This window comes from Pseudomonas sp. MPDS (assembly GCF_013283895.1).
In the GTDB taxonomy this organism is placed as follows: domain Bacteria; phylum Pseudomonadota; class Gammaproteobacteria; order Pseudomonadales; family Pseudomonadaceae; genus Aquipseudomonas; species Aquipseudomonas rhizophila.
The window spans coordinates 5,821,303-5,835,374 of record NZ_CP054128.1 but is presented as its reverse complement, the minus strand read 5'-3'; the positions used below and the strand labels follow the sequence as shown (position 1 = coordinate 5,835,374).

The following is a 14,072-nucleotide window of genomic DNA, read 5'->3' as shown; positions in this document are numbered from 1 at the left end:
TTGCGCCCGCGCACGGCAACAATCCTGTATATGCGCCATTCATCACGCCTTTTGCCCTGGCGATGGCGTTCTGGCGTGGTTGTGTCTAGACTGGCCGGGTTCTTGTCGGGGTGCCTTGCTATGAGGCTGAGATCGAATAATTTCGGATCCCGTTGAACCTGATCAGGTTAGCGCCTGCGTAGGGAACAAGATTTCTCGTCACCCGGCGAGTCCTCTTGTGCTTCGTCCGGGATGTTGTTCGACAATCGACTTTCGATCTTCGAGCAGCCTCGAGCAGCAAGCACAGCGTCCGCACTCTCGTGCAGGGACGCGTCCATTCGTTACAGGTTCGCTCCGACAAAAATCCACTGCCTGGATGTGTGTCTGGAGAGCCCGTGATGACGACAAAATCAAAAAACGCGACCAACCTCAGTGATTCGGCCAAGGTCGATGAGCAATCGGTTCAGCCCTTTACCCGCTCGCAAAAAATCTATGTCCAGGGCAGCCGCCCGGATATTCGCGTGCCCATGCGCGAAATCAGCCTCGACGTGACCCCCACCGACTTTGGCGGCGAAATCAATGCGCCCGTGGTGGTGTACGACACTTCGGGTCCCTACACCGACCCGAATGTGATCATCGACGTACGCAAAGGCCTGGCCGATGTGCGCTCACCGTGGATCGAAGCCCGTGGCGACACCGAGCGCCTGGCGGGACTGAGCTCCAACTTCGGCCAGGAACGCCTGGCCGATCCCGAGCTGACCAAACTGCGCTTCGCCCATGTGAACAACCCGCGTCGCGCCAAACCCGGCGCCAACGTCAGCCAGATGCACTACGCGCGCAAAGGCATCATCACCGCTGAGATGGAATACGTCGCCATCCGCGAAAACATGAAGCTGGAAGTGGCCCGCGCCGCCGGCCTGCTGGACCAGCAACACGCCGGCCACAGCTTCGGTGCCAGTGTGCCGAAAGTCATCACCCCGGAATTCGTGCGTGACGAAATCGCCCGGGGGCGCGCGATCATCCCGGCCAACATCAACCACACCGAACTGGAACCGATGATCATCGGCCGTAACTTCCTGGTGAAGATCAACGGCAACATCGGCAACAGCGCACTGGGCTCGTCCATCGAAGAAGAAGTGGCGAAGCTGACCTGGGGGATTCGCTGGGGTTCGGACACGGTCATGGACCTGTCCACCGGCAAGCACATCCACGAAACCCGCGAGTGGATCATCCGCAACTCGCCAGTTCCGATCGGCACCGTGCCGATCTATCAGGCCCTGGAAAAAGTCGGCGGCGTGGCCGAAGACCTGACCTGGGAGCTGTTCCGCGACACGTTGATCGAACAGGCCGAGCAGGGCGTCGACTACTTCACCATCCACGCCGGCGTGCTGCTGCGTTATGTGCCGATGACCGCCAAGCGCGTCACCGGCATCGTCAGCCGTGGTGGTTCGATCATGGCCAAGTGGTGCCTGGCGCACCACAAAGAGAACTTCCTCTACACCCACTTCGAAGACATCTGCGAAATCATGAAGGCCTACGACGTCAGCTTCTCGCTGGGCGATGGCCTGCGTCCGGGTTCGATTGCCGACGCCAACGACGAAGCGCAGTTCGGTGAGCTGGAAACCCTCGGCGAGCTGACCAAGATCGCCTGGAAGCATGACGTGCAGTGCATGATCGAAGGCCCGGGCCACGTGCCGATGCAGTTGATCAAAGAGAACATGGACAAGCAGCTGGAGTGCTGCGACGAGGCGCCGTTCTACACCCTCGGCCCGCTGACCACCGATATTGCGCCGGGCTATGACCACATCACCTCCGGTATCGGTGCGGCGATGATTGGCTGGTTCGGTTGCGCCATGCTCTGCTACGTCACCCCGAAAGAACACTTGGGACTGCCGAACAAGGATGACGTGAAGACCGGGATCATCACCTACAAGATCGCCGCGCATGCGGCCGATCTGGCCAAAGGGCACCCAGGCGCGCAAATCCGCGACAACGCCTTGAGCAAGGCGCGTTTCGAGTTCCGCTGGGAAGACCAGTTCAACCTCGGCCTGGATCCGGACACCGCCCGCTCGTACCACGATGAAACCCTGCCGAAGGATTCGGCCAAGGTCGCGCATTTCTGCTCGATGTGCGGGCCGAAGTTCTGCTCGATGAAAATCACCCAGGAAGTGCGCGAGTACGCGGCCAACCAGCGCATTGAAGCGGTGGATGTCGATGTCGCCCAGGGCTTGGCGGAACAGGCTGAGCGGTTCAAGAAGGAAGGTAGTCAGCTTTATAAGAAAGTCTGATCAATGCTGAGGGCGGCGGTGACTTCACCGCCGTCATCGCGAGCAGGCTCGCTCCCACAGTGGATCTCGGTTGTTCACAAATTTTGTGTTCGCCGCAAATCTCCTGTGGGAGCGAGCCTGCTCGCGATAGCAATCGCCAGAACAACAAATATCCCCCGAGATAACAACTTTGAACATCCAACCCAGCACCTACTCCCCCGACGCCGCCGTCCCCTTGGACAGGCGCGTCTTCGGCGCCCGCGATCTGTTTTCCCTGTGGTTCTCCCTCGGCATCGGCCTGATGGTCTTGCAGGTCGGCGCCTTGCTCGCGCCGGGCCTGGGCCTGAGCGGTTCGTTGCTGGCGATTTTCCTCGGCACATTGGTGGGCGTCTTGCTGCTGGCGGCCGTCGGGGTGATCGGCAGCGACACCGGCCTGTCGGCCATGGCCGCCCTCAAGCTCAGCCTGGGTGGCAAGGGTGCGAGCGTGCCGGCGGTGTTGAACCTGTTGCAGTTGATCGGTTGGGGCTCATTCGAAATCATCGTCATGCGTGACGCCGCCAGCCTGCTCGGCGCCCGGGCCTTCAGCGAGGGCAGCCTGGGCTCGAACCCTCTGCTGTGGACGTTGTTTTTCGGCGCACTGGCGACCCTGCTGGCGGTGAGCGGGCCGCTGACGTTCGTGCGTAAGGTCCTGCGCAAGTGGGGCATCTGGCTGCTGTTGGCGGCGTGCATCTGGCTGACCTGGAACCTGTTTGCCAAGGCTGATCTGGCGGCGTTGTGGGCGCGGGCGGGAGATGGTTCGATGCCGTTTGCCGTCGGTTTCGACATTGCGATAGCCATGCCGCTGTCCTGGTTGCCGCTGATTGCCGACTACTCACGCTTCGGCAAACGCGCAAAAAACGTCTTCGGCGGCACCGCGCTGGGGTTCTTTATCGGTAATTTCTGGCTGATGAGCCTGGGCGTGGCCTATACCCTGGCGTTCGCGCCGAGCGGTGAAGTCAACGCGCTGTTGCTGGCCCTGGCGGGCGCCGGGCTGGGCATCCCGCTGCTGCTGATTTTGCTGGATGAATCGGAAAATGCCTTCGCTGATATCCACTCGGCGGCGGTGTCCAGCGGCATGCTGACGGGGTTGAAAGTCGAGCACCTGGCCTTGGCGATTGGCGTGGTCTGCACCTTGATCGCCTGCTTCGCGCCGTTGGCGCAGTATCAGAATTTCCTGTTGCTGATCGGCTCGGTGTTCGCACCGCTGTTCGGGGTGGTGCTGGTGGACCACTTCATCCTGCGCAAGCGCGCCAGCCGGGTCGTGTCAGCGGCGTTGTGCTGGCCGGCACTGTTGGCCTGGCTGGGCGGGGTGAGCACCTATCACCTGCTGGCCAACTTCTACCCGGACATCGGCGCCACCCTGCCGTCGCTGGTCCTGGCAGGGTTGCTGCAACTGATACTGGGCCGGGCTTTCAACTACGGCCGGGAAACAGCTCGGGCTTGAGGATGCCATTGAGGCGCGGGTAAGCGATCTTCAGTTCGATGTGGCCCAGGGCGTATGGCGCGATGGTGCTCACTTGGTACTTGAGGATCACGCCGCCGTAGGTCAGCGCCACGTTCGGGGTTTTCTGGAACGGCCACTGCTTCACGAACTCCGGTTCCTGATCCAGTTTGGTGCTGATCAGCCAGCTGTTGTGGGCGACCTGCACGGCTTTCCAGAACGCCTCTTCCTGGCCCGGCAGCAGCATGTCCGACAGCGTCAATACCTTGTGCTGTTGGCGTGAATAGTTGATGAAACCACGACCCGGTGTACCGTGCGCACCGCCAGTGTCCAGGTAGCTGGACAATTCGATGATCACCAAGCCGTCATGCTGCTCCCGTACCTTGGCTTGCAAGTAACTGCTGTTGCGCGGCGCGGCGCTGCGCAAAAACTGCTCGCGGTAGGCGGCCAGCGTCGGCGCCACCGGAGCGTCCGGTGTGGTGCGGGTCATTTGCAGCAGGCGTTTCTCGATAATGCCGTCCAAGGCCGGCTCGGCGGGAAAGCGCAGGGTGTCAATGTTGACCAAGGGGCAGTCGGCGCTGGCGCATCCTGGTTGCAGTTGTTCCGAGGCATCGCGGGTGGTTTCCAGCGGAGCGCGGTAGTTGGGTTGGAACAGGCTTTGGCAAGCGCCCAGGGTCAGGGCAATAGTGGCCACGCAAAGGGTTTTGAAAAGCGACATGGGCGTCCTTCATGAAACAGGGAAAGGCGAAAAGTTACCCGCTTCGACTGTCGGCAGGGCAATCAGTTCGCCACTAAGCTCATTAGAGTGGCTTTGAGGGCAGCCGTCTATCCCGATGACGGGAAAGGGGCTGCATCAAACGGTACGGGCGCGTTAGGATGGCGCGAAGCCGAGGCTGGAACCTCGCATCGATCCGCTGCAAACGAGGACTGTCATGACCGATTTCGCCAACGCCACACCGAGCGCCGTGGACATCGTCAAGCGTGAAAACTGCTTTCAGGGTTTCTACAAACTCGATCGCGTCCACCTGCGCCACGAATTGTTTGCCGGTGGCATGAGCCGTGAAATCAGCCGTGAACTGTTCGTGCGTCATGACGCGGTGTGCGTGCTGCCCTACGATCCGCAACGCGATGAGGTGGTACTGATCGAGCAGTTTCGCGTCGGCGCCATTGGCAAGACCACCAACCCCTGGCTGGTGGAACTGGTGGCCGGCCTGATCGACAAGGACGAGCAACCGGAAGAAGTTGCTCATCGCGAAGCGCAGGAGGAAGCTGGGCTTGTCTTCGCTGCGCTCTGGCCGATGACCAAGTATTTTCCATCGCCGGGCGGCAGCAATGAATTCGTGCATCTTTATTTGGGGCGTTGCGACAGTGCGGGGGCCGGTGGCCTGCATGGGCTTGTGGAAGAAGCCGAGGACATTCGTGTGAAGGTCTGGGCTTTTGAAGATGCCTTGCAAGCAGTGCGCGACGGGCAGATCTGCAACGCGGCCAGCATCATTGCCTTGCAATGGCTGGCCTTGAATCGCGATGAAGTGAGGGGGCTATGGTCTTAAGCAAGCTGCGCGACCGTTATCGCGTCGATCTGGTCGGGTTGCAGGCCGCCTGCGAGGCCAACTACGCCCGCCTGATGCGCTTGTTGCCGGACATGCGCAACGACCCCGCGCCCCGGCGCATCGCCGTGACCCATGGCGACCAGATGCTCGGCGTGCTGGCCATTGAAGTGCTGCAAACCTGCCCATACACCACCACCTTGCAAGTGCGCCAGGAACACAGCCTGCCCTGGTTGCCGGTGCCGCAACTGGAAGTGCAGGTCTATCACGATGCGCGCATGGCCGAAGTCGTGAGCGCCGAACATGCGCGACGTTTTCGCGGCATCTATCCTTATCCCAATGCGTCGATGCACCAACCGGATGAAAAGGCCCAGTTGAACCTGTTTCTGGGGGAATGGCTGAGTCATTGCCTGGCGCTGGGCCACGAATTCGAGGTTGTTCGGTAGCTGCCGGTCAAAAACTGGACACTGGTTGTGAACCGGTTCCGGTTCGCGGGTTTCCCCTTTCGATCTTCCCCAGCATAATTGCCGCTTCATCCAATGGCGTAGTCGCGCCTGGGAGAGAGCGATTTGCCGAGCGTATCCACCTTGACCACCGCCGATACGGCGCTGCTGGTCCAACTGTCTGACAGTCACCTGTTTGCCGAGGCCGACGCTTCGTTGCTGGGCATGAACACCCGCGACAGCCTGCGGGCGGTCATTGACTTGGTGCTCAAGCAGCAGCCGAACATTGACCTGATGCTTGCCACTGGGGATTTGTCCCAGGACGGAACGCTGCAGTCCTATGAGGCGTTTCGGCAACTGAGTGCGCGTATCGACGCGCCGGCGCGTTGGATTCCCGGTAACCATGATGAGCCGCAGGTGATGCTTGAGGCGGCGGTCAAGAGTACGTTGCTCGATCCGGTGGTGGACATTGGCAATTGGCGGGTGACGATGCTCGATTCTGCCGTGCCAGGTTCTGTGCCGGGGTTTTTGGCTGAGGAGCAGTTGATTCTGTTGGCCAATGCCTTGAGCGAGGCGCCGGAGCGACATCACTTGGTGTGCCTGCATCATCATCCTGTTTCGATTGGGTGTGCGTGGATGGAGCCGATTGGGTTGCGTAATCCTGAGGCGCTGTTTGCGGTGTTGGATCGGTTTCCTCAGGTGCGTGCTGTTCTGTGGGGGCATGTGCATCAGGAGGTTGATCAGGTGCGTGAGGGGATTCGTTTGTTGGCTTCGCCTTCGACCTGTATTCAGTTTGAGCCGGGGAGTGAGGATTTTGCGGTGGGGGGGCAGGCGCCGGGGTATCGGTGGTTGCGGCTTTTGCCGGATGGGCGGTTGGAGACGGGGGTTGAGCGGGTGGTTGGGTTTGCGTTTACCCCGGACTATGGCTCCAACGGGTATTAAGTTCGGCCCAACTGTGGGAGCGAGCTTGCTCGCGATGGCGGCTTGACTGAGTACATATCCATTGCTGTGGTAACGGCGGCTTATGGTTCCGCCCTTACGGCGGGTCACTTTCGAAAAGCGCGAAAGTAACCAAAGCGCTTCTGCCCCACCACTCGGTGCCTCGCCTAGGCTCGGCATGCCCGAACGAAGGCATTGCTCCGTGGGCCCGCCGCGAAGGGCCATCCATGGCCCAGCGCGGCTAACCCGGCATCCATGCCGGGTTGCCCACTACGCAACGCCTGCGTTCGGCCAGCGTGGTTAACGGGGCGCCCAAGATCAACCTCCACCGCGAGGCGGCCTGAGAGCCGGCCTGGCTCTTGCAGGTGTACACCCATCAGACTTGTTTGAGCTGGACCTGTGGGAGCAAAGCTTGCTCGCGAAGGCGGCGGTACATTCGGCATTGATGCAAGCAGACTCACCGCTATCGCGAGCAAGCTTTGCTCCCACAAGATTGGCGGTGGGCACTGATCTTATAAGCGACCGAAATCAGTGTGGGAGCGAGCCTGCTCGCGATGGCGGCCTGACAGCCGACCAGGATTGTGGGAATGGTCGGACAGGCCTCCGGGCTGCAGTAGATTTTTCCGACGAACTCTGGCGGTTGCCGGGTGGGAAGGGCTGTCGCTAGTCTTTTTCCGTCGCTGCAAATTCAGCGGCCGGGCTTGGAAATCCGATAAGTAGACGGCGCGAAAGCGCCCTTCATAACGTATGCTTGCGGTCGTTTTTTGACCATGCTTTCGTTATGGCGGCTGTGCGCGGGAGACCTTCGGGTCTGTCGGGCTCGTTTACCCCGGTTTTCCAACCTGCGTACGGCTGCCACCCCCTCGCTTGGAAACGAACGTGGTAGCTCCAACCAGTAAACGGAGTGTCACCCTATGTTCAAAGCCACACCCAATCCCCCCGAAACTGATCCCTCATCACCCCACGCCGGTCTCGATCCCCAAAAACTCGATGAAGCCGCCAAGCGCGCCATCGACCATTATCTCGACCCCAAGCCCCAACCCAAGAAGAAACAACCCTCAAGCCAACTGTTCTCCGTCGCGGAGAGCGCAGACACCGAAACCCTCCTAGCCAACCTCAGCGAAACCCTAGCCTCCGCCAACGCCATGCTCGGCGACCTGACCTTCGACCTGGAAGGCTCGCGTCGGCATTTCGCCCTGGGAGTCCAGCAGATGATCGAACTCAGTGAATTGTTGGCGAACCGGGCGTTGGATATCGTCGATCCGCGCTAGCGCCGAGCGGAAGCATTGTGGGGGAGCACTTATCGCCGACCTGTCTCCGGTGGCAGTACTTCAATCCAACTGTGGGAGCGAGCTTGCTCGCGAAGATGGTGGTCCATCCAACGCTGATGCAAGCTGGTCCACCGCCATCGCGAGCAGGCTCGCTCCCACATTTTTTTCGAGTTGTTCTCAGGTATCGCATTCACCACAAATCCCTGTGGGAGCGAGCCTGAACTGGTCAAGTAATTCTGGACACCAGTTAAGGTTTCACGCCGCCAGTTTCTCCATGGCTACCGGCGACCGGTAGTCGTTGTAGCTATGGAGCCTGACGTTGTTGTATCGCATCACATAACGTTGCACATCCACGCGGGCTTCATGCTCCGAGCTGTAGCCATCGTCTGGCACCCACTCTGATTTCAGGCTCCCAAAGAAACGCTCCATCGGGGCGTTGTCCCAGCACTCACCTTTACGACTCATGCTGTGCAGGAGTCCATGCTTGCGCATCTCATTCCTGAATTTGTGGCTGGTGTATTGGCAACCTTGGTCAGAATGAAACAGCACCTCTTTTGGACAGCCTCGCAATTGAACCGCCATTCGCAACGCTTCGCAGGTCAGCGTGGCATCGGAAATCATTGAAAACGACCACCCCACGATCCGGCGAGCAAACAAATCCAACACTGCCGCGAAATACATCCAGCGCTTACCCACCTTGATGTACGTCACATCTCCACACCACACCTGGTTGATCGCCGTGACATCAAACTTGCGCTTGAGCACATGCGGCGCTACCAGCGCTTCCACGCCGGAAGATTTGTACTTGTGCCGCCGCCGCTGATGACTGGCAACACCGGCTTCGCGCATCAAACTGCGAGCCAGATGTCGCCCGACACGATGCCCCTTTGCTTGCAGTTCCTTGGAAAGGGTGCGAGACCCGGCGGATGCTCTGGATTCCTTGTGATGCTCGACCAGCACGGCTTTGAGTTTCTCCCGCTCAGGCTTCACCTTGCCTTGGCGCTGACGCCAGGCGTAAAAGCTGCTGCGGTTGACCCCAAACGCCCGACAGCAATTGTTAACGCCGTACTGCTCGTCCAGCTCGTTGATCAACGAGAATGATCTTTGGAGTCCAAAAGCAGGAGAGCACTGGCCTTTTTTAGGATTTCAATGTCCAGGTCTTTTTGCCTGAGCAACGCTTTGAGCTGCTGAATCTCTCGCTGATCGGCGGTAATCGCCTTAGCCCCCTCGGGGGTCGAACCCAAGCGCTCTTTGCGAACCTGGTCGACCCAACGGCGCAAGGCGGTAGGGCCAATATCCAGGCTGGCACAGACTTCGGGAACGGACTGGCCCTCGTCCAGCACCATGCTGGCAGCCTTGAGCTTGAACTCACTGGAATAAGATTTGCGCATATCCAAACACCTCAGATTTGGGCGCCATCATAGCGCCCGATTGAAGTGTCCAAAATCATTAGGCCAGTTCAGCCTGCTCGCGATGGCAGCGGCACATTCAGCATTGATGCAAGCAGACCCATCGCCATCGCGAGCAAGCTCGCTCCCACAGGAGAAACGCGATCACCCTAAGCCAGGTCGGCTCTCAGGCCGCCTCGCGGTGGACGTTGATCTTGGGCGCCCCGTTAACCACGCTGGCCGAACGCAGGCATTGTGGAGTGGGCATCCCGGCATGGATGCCGGGATAGCCGCGCTGGGCCATGGATGGCCCTTCGCGGCGGGCCCACGGAGCAATGCCGGAGTGAGGGCACGCCGAGCCTAGGCGAGGTGCCGAGTGGTGGGGCAAAAGCGTTTTGCTTACTTTTGCGCTTCTCAAAAGTGAGCCGCTGTAAGAGCGGAACCATAAGTAGCCGTTACCGCAGCAATGGATATGTACTCAATCAGACCGCCATCGCGAGCAGGCTCGCTCCCACAGTTTGATCGAAGTACAACCGGGAGAAACAGATCGGCTACAAAGCCGCCTCGCGAGCAAGCTTTGCTCCCACAGGTGCTGTGATCGACGGATCATAGGAGGCGACAACACGGGCAAATCCCCCCCAATCACCGCAATCTCCCTGTAAACTCCGCCCTTTGCCCAACACCCAGGGAGTCGGCAATGTCGGGTTCGATCCTTTACATCCACGGCTTCAACAGCGCCCCAGCGTCGACCAAGGCCAGTCAGTTGATCGAAGTAATGGCACGCCTCGGCCTCAGCGACCAGCTACAGGTGCCCGCCTTGCATCACCACCCCCGCCAGGCCATCGGTCAGCTGGAACAGGCGATTGCACAACTGGGCCGCCCACTGCTGGTCGGCAGCTCGCTCGGCGGCTACTATGCGACTCACTTGGCCGAGCGCCACGGGCTCAAGGCCCTGCTGGTCAACCCTGCAGTCAGCCCCCATCGGATGTTCGACGGTTACCTGGGCACGCAGAAGAATTTGTACACCGATGAAACCTGGGAATTGACCCACGACCACGTCACGGCCCTGGCCGAACTGGAAGTGCCGGCGCCCCAGGATCCGCAGCGGTATCAGGTATGGTTGCAAACCGGTGACGAAACGCTGGATTATCGCCACGCCCAGCAGTATTACCGCGCCTGTGCCTTGCGCATCCAGGCCGGCGGCGACCACAGTTTTCAAGGGTTTGCCCAGCAGTTGCCGGCACTGTTGAGTTTTGCCGGCATTGGCGCCGATTTGTACCAGGCGATCGACTTCACGTCGCTGTGAGCCATCGCCTCTTTTTCATTGAACACTGACGACGAGACCCCATGGCCACTCCCAGCGCTAGCTCTTATAACGCAGACGCCATCGAAGTCCTCTCGGGCCTCGACCCGGTGCGCAAGCGCCCCGGCATGTACACCGACACCAGTCGGCCGAACCACCTTGCCCAGGAAGTCATCGACAACAGTGTCGACGAAGCCTTGGCCGGGCACGCCCGTTCGGTGCAGGTCATCCTGCACGCCGATCACTCGCTGGAAGTCAGCGACGACGGTCGCGGTATGCCGGTGGATATTCACCCTGAAGAGGGCGTATCCGGCGTCGAGTTGATCCTCACCAAGCTCCACGCGGGCGGCAAGTTTTCCAACAAGAACTACCAGTTCTCCGGCGGTTTGCACGGGGTGGGTATTTCCGTGGTCAACGCCTTGTCGACCCTGGTCCGCGTGCGGGTCAAGCGTGACGGCAACGAATACCAGATGACGTTCGCCGACGGCTACAAGGCCACCGAACTGGAAGTGGTCGGCACCGTCGGCAAGCGCAACACCGGGACCAGCGTGTATTTTGCGCCGGACCCGAAGTATTTCGATTCGCCTAAATTCTCCGTCACCCGCCTCAAGCACGTGCTCAAGGCCAAGGCCGTGTTGTGTCCGGGGCTGCTGGTCAGTTTCGAGGACAAGGCCACCGGCGAGAAAGTCGAGTGGCATTACGAGGACGGCCTGCGTTCTTACCTGGTGGACGCGGTCAACGGTTTCGAACGCCTGCCGGACGAGCCATTCTGCGGCAGCCTGGCCGGTAATAAGGAAGCGGTGGACTGGGCGCTGTTGTGGCTGCCCGAAGGCGGCGAAAGCGTCCAGGAAAGCTACGTCAACCTGATCCCCACCGCTCAGGGTGGCACCCACGTGAACGGGTTGCGCCAGGGTTTGCTCGACGCCATGCGCGAGTTCTGCGAGTTCCGCAACCTGCTGCCCCGTGGCGTGAAGCTGGCGCCGGAAGACGTCTGGGAGCGCATTGCCTTCGTATTGTCGATGAAGATGCAGGAGCCGCAATTCTCCGGCCAGACCAAAGAGCGTCTGTCGTCCCGCGAAGCGGCGGCGTTTGTTTCCGGGGTGGTCAAGGACGCGTTCAGCCTGTGGCTCAATGCTAACCCGGAAACCGGCTTGGCCCTGGCAGAACTGGCGATCAACAACGCCGGCCGGCGCCTCAAGGCCAGCAAGAAGGTCGAGCGCAAGCGCATCACCCAGGGGCCGGCGTTGCCCGGCAAGCTCGCTGACTGTGCCGGGCAGGACCCGATGCGTTCCGAGCTGTTTTTGGTGGAAGGTGATTCCGCCGGCGGTTCGGCCAAGCAGGCGCGGGACAAAGAGTTCCAGGCGATCCTGCCGTTGCGCGGCAAGATCCTCAACACCTGGGAAGTGGACGGCAGCGAAGTGCTGGCCAGCCAGGAAGTGCATAACATTGCCGTGGCCATCGGTGTCGATCCGGGCGCCGCGGACATGAGCCAACTGCGTTACGGCAAGATCTGCATCCTCGCCGACGCCGACTCCGACGGTCTGCACATCGCCACGTTGCTCTGCGCGTTGTTCGTCCAGCATTTCCGCCCGCTGGTGGACGCCGGTCACGTCTACGTGGCGATGCCGCCGCTGTACCGTATCGACCTGGGCAAAGAGATTTACTACGCCCTGGACGAAGCCGAGCGCGATGGCATTCTTGATCGTTTGGTGGCCGAAAAGAAACGCGGCAAACCGCAGGTCACCCGATTCAAGGGCCTTGGCGAGATGAACCCGCCGCAACTGCGCGAAACCACCATGGATCCGAACACGCGCCGCCTGGTGCAGTTGACCCTGGATGATTTCGAAGCGACCTCGGAAATGATGGACATGCTGCTGGCGAAAAAACGCGCTGGCGATCGCAAGTCCTGGCTCGAATCCAAAGGGGACCTGGCCGAGGTGCTGGCCTGATGCGCAACGGTTTCGCCCTGGCGTTGTTGCTGTGGGCGGGGGTGGTGGTCGCAGGTCCTGCACCGCAGTTGAAGTTGCTGTCCGAGCATGCCGTCGAGGATTTGCGTGGCGGTAACTTGTCCGGGCTGGCCGTGTGCGGGGGTGAAATGTGGACGGTGTCGGATCGCGATGACGATCGGATCTACCGTCTCAAGTCTTCTGATGCGCCGGTCTGGCAGGCAGAAGCCGTTGAAATCGAGGTGCCGCCGGTGCCGGACAGCGGTTTGCCGTGGGGTTTGAGATCGCGGACCTGGGCGGCGTCGTACCTGCGCGGTGGCGAACTGGATTTCGAAGGCATCAGTTGTGATAGTGCCGGCAATCGCTACGTGGTCAGTGAATCCCATGCCGCGGTGTTGCAGGTGTCGCCGACGGGCGCCGCGTCCTGGTTGAAAATCGGACCGGCGATGATCCGCCAGGCGCGGGCCAGCGGCATGTTGCTGCATTTCAATGCGTTGTTTGAAGGCTTGGCGATCAATCCGGCCGGTGATCAGCTATGGCTGGCCGCTGAGCGGGAGCGTCGCGGGTTGTTGCTGATCAAGCGTCAGCAAGCGGTGTGGGAGTGTGATGGCAACTGCGTGTTGCTCAGTGAAGCGGGGAAGCAGATGCAACCTGAGCAGTTTCTCAATGCCCGGGCGGTATCACGGGATTTCGCCGATCTGTCACTGTTCGACGGCAAGCTGTTTACCCTGGAGCGCAACGCTTATCAGATCTGCCGGCGTGACTCGCAAACCGCTCAAGTGGAGCGTTGCTGGTCGTTCGCCGCCGAGGCGTTGCAGGAAAACCGTCGTTATTCACAGAACTACGGCTTGGCCGAAGCGCTGGTGGTGGATGCCGAGGGCGCCTGGGTTGGTCTGGATAACAACGACGGGGCACGGGCCGACGGTGAACGGCGGCCGATCATCTGGCGCTTTGCCGCGCCGGACGGTGGTTGGGGCGCCACGCCATGAGCCAGCAACCGCCGGGCAAGCGCGCCGGCCGGGTGTTGATGATACTGGCCTGGTGCGCGGCGCTGTTTCTGGCGACGCGGTTTTTTGCCCAGTGGGAGCAGCGTGCGCAGAATCCCAATACCGAGGTGTATTCGCAAAAGGGTGAAGGTTTTATCGAGGTGAAGCTGGTCAGCAATAAACAGGGGCATTTTGTCGCCAGCGGCCAGATCAACGGCCAACCGGTGGACTTCATGCTCGACACCGGCGCCACGGACGTGGCGATCCCGCAGGAGCTGGCCGCGCGCCTCAAGCTGGAAAAAGGTTTCGGTGTGATGTTGAGCACCGCCAACGGTTTGAGCGAGGGTTATCGCACCCGTATCGACCGTTTGCAATTGGGTGACATCGTATTGCGCGATGTCCGTGCCCTGGTGGCGCCAGGCCTGGGCGGCACGCAAGTGCTGCTGGGCATGAGCGCCCTGAACAAACTTGAATTTACCCAGCGCGGCGGCACCATGTTGCTGCGCCAGACAACGAACTGATG

At 60.6% G+C, this 14,072-nt stretch carries 13 protein-coding genes and 1 riboswitch; of the genes, 10 read left to right on the top strand and 3 right to left on the bottom strand.

Annotation, left to right across the window (positions count from 1 at the left end; translation table 11 throughout):
- Positions 1 to 96: 96 nt before the first annotated feature.
- Positions 97 to 202, top strand: a riboswitch (TPP riboswitch).
- A 175-nt stretch (positions 203 to 377) separates the two neighbouring features.
- Both thiC and cytX read left to right on the top strand, forming a co-directional pair.
- Complete coding sequence (thiC, locus tag HQ912_RS25940) at positions 378 to 2,267, top strand: phosphomethylpyrimidine synthase ThiC (protein WP_047225887.1); 1,890 nt, start codon at positions 378 to 380, stop codon at positions 2,265 to 2,267.
- 169 nt (positions 2,268 to 2,436) lie between these two features.
- Positions 2,437 to 3,729 carry a putative hydroxymethylpyrimidine transporter CytX gene (gene cytX, locus HQ912_RS25935; RefSeq protein WP_047225886.1) on the top strand — a complete coding sequence of 431 codons (1,293 nt, stop codon included), beginning with the start codon at positions 2,437 to 2,439 and terminating at the stop codon, positions 3,727 to 3,729.
- On the opposite strand, the gene HQ912_RS25930 is transcribed toward cytX, so the two are convergent.
- Positions 3,698 to 4,444, bottom strand: coding sequence for a DUF3298 domain-containing protein (locus tag HQ912_RS25930; protein WP_076382914.1), 747 nt, complete (start codon positions 4,442 to 4,444; stop codon positions 3,698 to 3,700). The two genes, cytX and HQ912_RS25930, sit on opposite strands and share 32 nt — an antisense overlap.
- A gap of 214 nt (positions 4,445 to 4,658) precedes the next feature.
- Between HQ912_RS25930 and HQ912_RS25925 the strand changes: the two genes are divergently transcribed.
- The 4 genes from HQ912_RS25925 (at position 4,659) to HQ912_RS25910 (ending at position 7,926) form a co-directional block, all read left to right on the top strand.
- Positions 4,659 to 5,276, top strand: coding sequence for an NUDIX domain-containing protein (locus tag HQ912_RS25925; RefSeq protein WP_076382912.1), 618 nt, complete (start codon positions 4,659 to 4,661; stop codon positions 5,274 to 5,276).
- Positions 5,267 to 5,719, top strand: coding sequence for a DUF1249 domain-containing protein (locus HQ912_RS25920; RefSeq protein ID WP_047225883.1), 453 nt, complete (start codon positions 5,267 to 5,269; stop codon positions 5,717 to 5,719). Before HQ912_RS25925 ends, HQ912_RS25920 begins: the two co-directional genes overlap by 10 nt.
- 123 nt (positions 5,720 to 5,842) lie before the next feature.
- Positions 5,843 to 6,658: a 3',5'-cyclic-AMP phosphodiesterase gene (gene cpdA / locus HQ912_RS25915; protein ID WP_047225882.1), complete on the top strand. Its 816-nt coding sequence runs from the start codon at positions 5,843 to 5,845 to the stop codon at positions 6,656 to 6,658.
- A 911-nt stretch (positions 6,659 to 7,569) separates the two neighbouring features.
- On the top strand, positions 7,570 to 7,926 hold the full coding sequence (locus HQ912_RS25910; RefSeq protein WP_047230571.1) for a DUF6124 family protein: 357 nt from the start codon (positions 7,570 to 7,572) through the stop codon (positions 7,924 to 7,926).
- A 255-nt stretch (positions 7,927 to 8,181) separates the two neighbouring features.
- Here HQ912_RS25910 and HQ912_RS25905 read toward each other — a convergent pair whose 3' ends face one another.
- Both HQ912_RS25905 and HQ912_RS27970 read right to left on the bottom strand, forming a co-directional pair.
- Complete coding sequence (locus tag HQ912_RS25905; protein ID WP_047230569.1) at positions 8,182 to 9,018, bottom strand: IS3 family transposase; 837 nt, start codon at positions 9,016 to 9,018, stop codon at positions 8,182 to 8,184.
- Positions 9,015 to 9,317, bottom strand: a complete 303-nt coding sequence (locus HQ912_RS27970; RefSeq protein WP_047230570.1) for an IS3 family transposase — start codon at positions 9,315 to 9,317, stop codon at positions 9,015 to 9,017. The genes HQ912_RS25905 and HQ912_RS27970 overlap by 4 nt, the downstream gene beginning before the upstream one ends.
- Before the next feature lie 694 nt (positions 9,318 to 10,011).
- Here HQ912_RS27970 and HQ912_RS25900 point away from each other — a divergent pair.
- The 4 genes from HQ912_RS25900 to HQ912_RS25885 are packed head-to-tail and all read left to right on the top strand — an operon-like array spanning position 10,012 to position 14,070.
- Positions 10,012 to 10,620: a YqiA/YcfP family alpha/beta fold hydrolase gene (locus HQ912_RS25900; RefSeq protein ID WP_047227287.1), complete on the top strand. Its 609-nt coding sequence runs from the start codon at positions 10,012 to 10,014 to the stop codon at positions 10,618 to 10,620.
- A gap of 41 nt (positions 10,621 to 10,661) precedes the next feature.
- A complete protein-coding gene (gene parE / locus HQ912_RS25895; RefSeq protein ID WP_047227288.1) occupies positions 10,662 to 12,566 on the top strand; it encodes a DNA topoisomerase IV subunit B in 1,905 nt (634 codons plus the stop codon).
- On the top strand, positions 12,566 to 13,552 hold the full coding sequence (locus HQ912_RS25890; protein ID WP_076382908.1) for an esterase-like activity of phytase family protein: 987 nt from the start codon (positions 12,566 to 12,568) through the stop codon (positions 13,550 to 13,552). Before parE ends, HQ912_RS25890 begins: the two co-directional genes overlap by 1 nt.
- Positions 13,549 to 14,070 carry a TIGR02281 family clan AA aspartic protease gene (locus tag HQ912_RS25885; protein ID WP_173407451.1) on the top strand — a complete coding sequence of 174 codons (522 nt, stop codon included), beginning with the start codon at positions 13,549 to 13,551 and terminating at the stop codon, positions 14,068 to 14,070. The genes HQ912_RS25890 and HQ912_RS25885 overlap by 4 nt, the downstream gene beginning before the upstream one ends.
- Positions 14,071 to 14,072: the final 2 nt, after the last annotated feature.

Bases quoted from the DNA above. Each gene is read 5' to 3' on its own strand.
- HQ912_RS25890 (WP_076382908.1), top strand. From the start codon at position 12,566: ATGCGCAACGGTTTCGCCCTGGCGTTGTTGCTGTGGGCGGGGGTGGTG.
- HQ912_RS25900 (WP_047227287.1), top strand. From the start codon at position 10,012: ATGTCGGGTTCGATCCTTTACATCCACGGCTTCAACAGCGCCCCAGCG.
- HQ912_RS25930 (WP_076382914.1), bottom strand. From the start codon at position 4,444: ATGTCGCTTTTCAAAACCCTTTGCGTGGCCACTATTGCCCTGACCCTG.
- HQ912_RS25920 (WP_047225883.1), top strand. From the start codon at position 5,267: ATGGTCTTAAGCAAGCTGCGCGACCGTTATCGCGTCGATCTGGTCGGG.
- HQ912_RS25925 (WP_076382912.1), top strand. From the start codon at position 4,659: ATGACCGATTTCGCCAACGCCACACCGAGCGCCGTGGACATCGTCAAG.
- parE (WP_047227288.1), top strand. From the start codon at position 10,662: ATGGCCACTCCCAGCGCTAGCTCTTATAACGCAGACGCCATCGAAGTC.
- thiC (WP_047225887.1), top strand. From the start codon at position 378: ATGACGACAAAATCAAAAAACGCGACCAACCTCAGTGATTCGGCCAAG.
- HQ912_RS27970 (WP_047230570.1), bottom strand. From the start codon at position 9,317: ATGCGCAAATCTTATTCCAGTGAGTTCAAGCTCAAGGCTGCCAGCATG.
- HQ912_RS25910 (WP_047230571.1), top strand. From the start codon at position 7,570: ATGTTCAAAGCCACACCCAATCCCCCCGAAACTGATCCCTCATCACCC.
- HQ912_RS25885 (WP_173407451.1), top strand. From the start codon at position 13,549: ATGAGCCAGCAACCGCCGGGCAAGCGCGCCGGCCGGGTGTTGATGATA.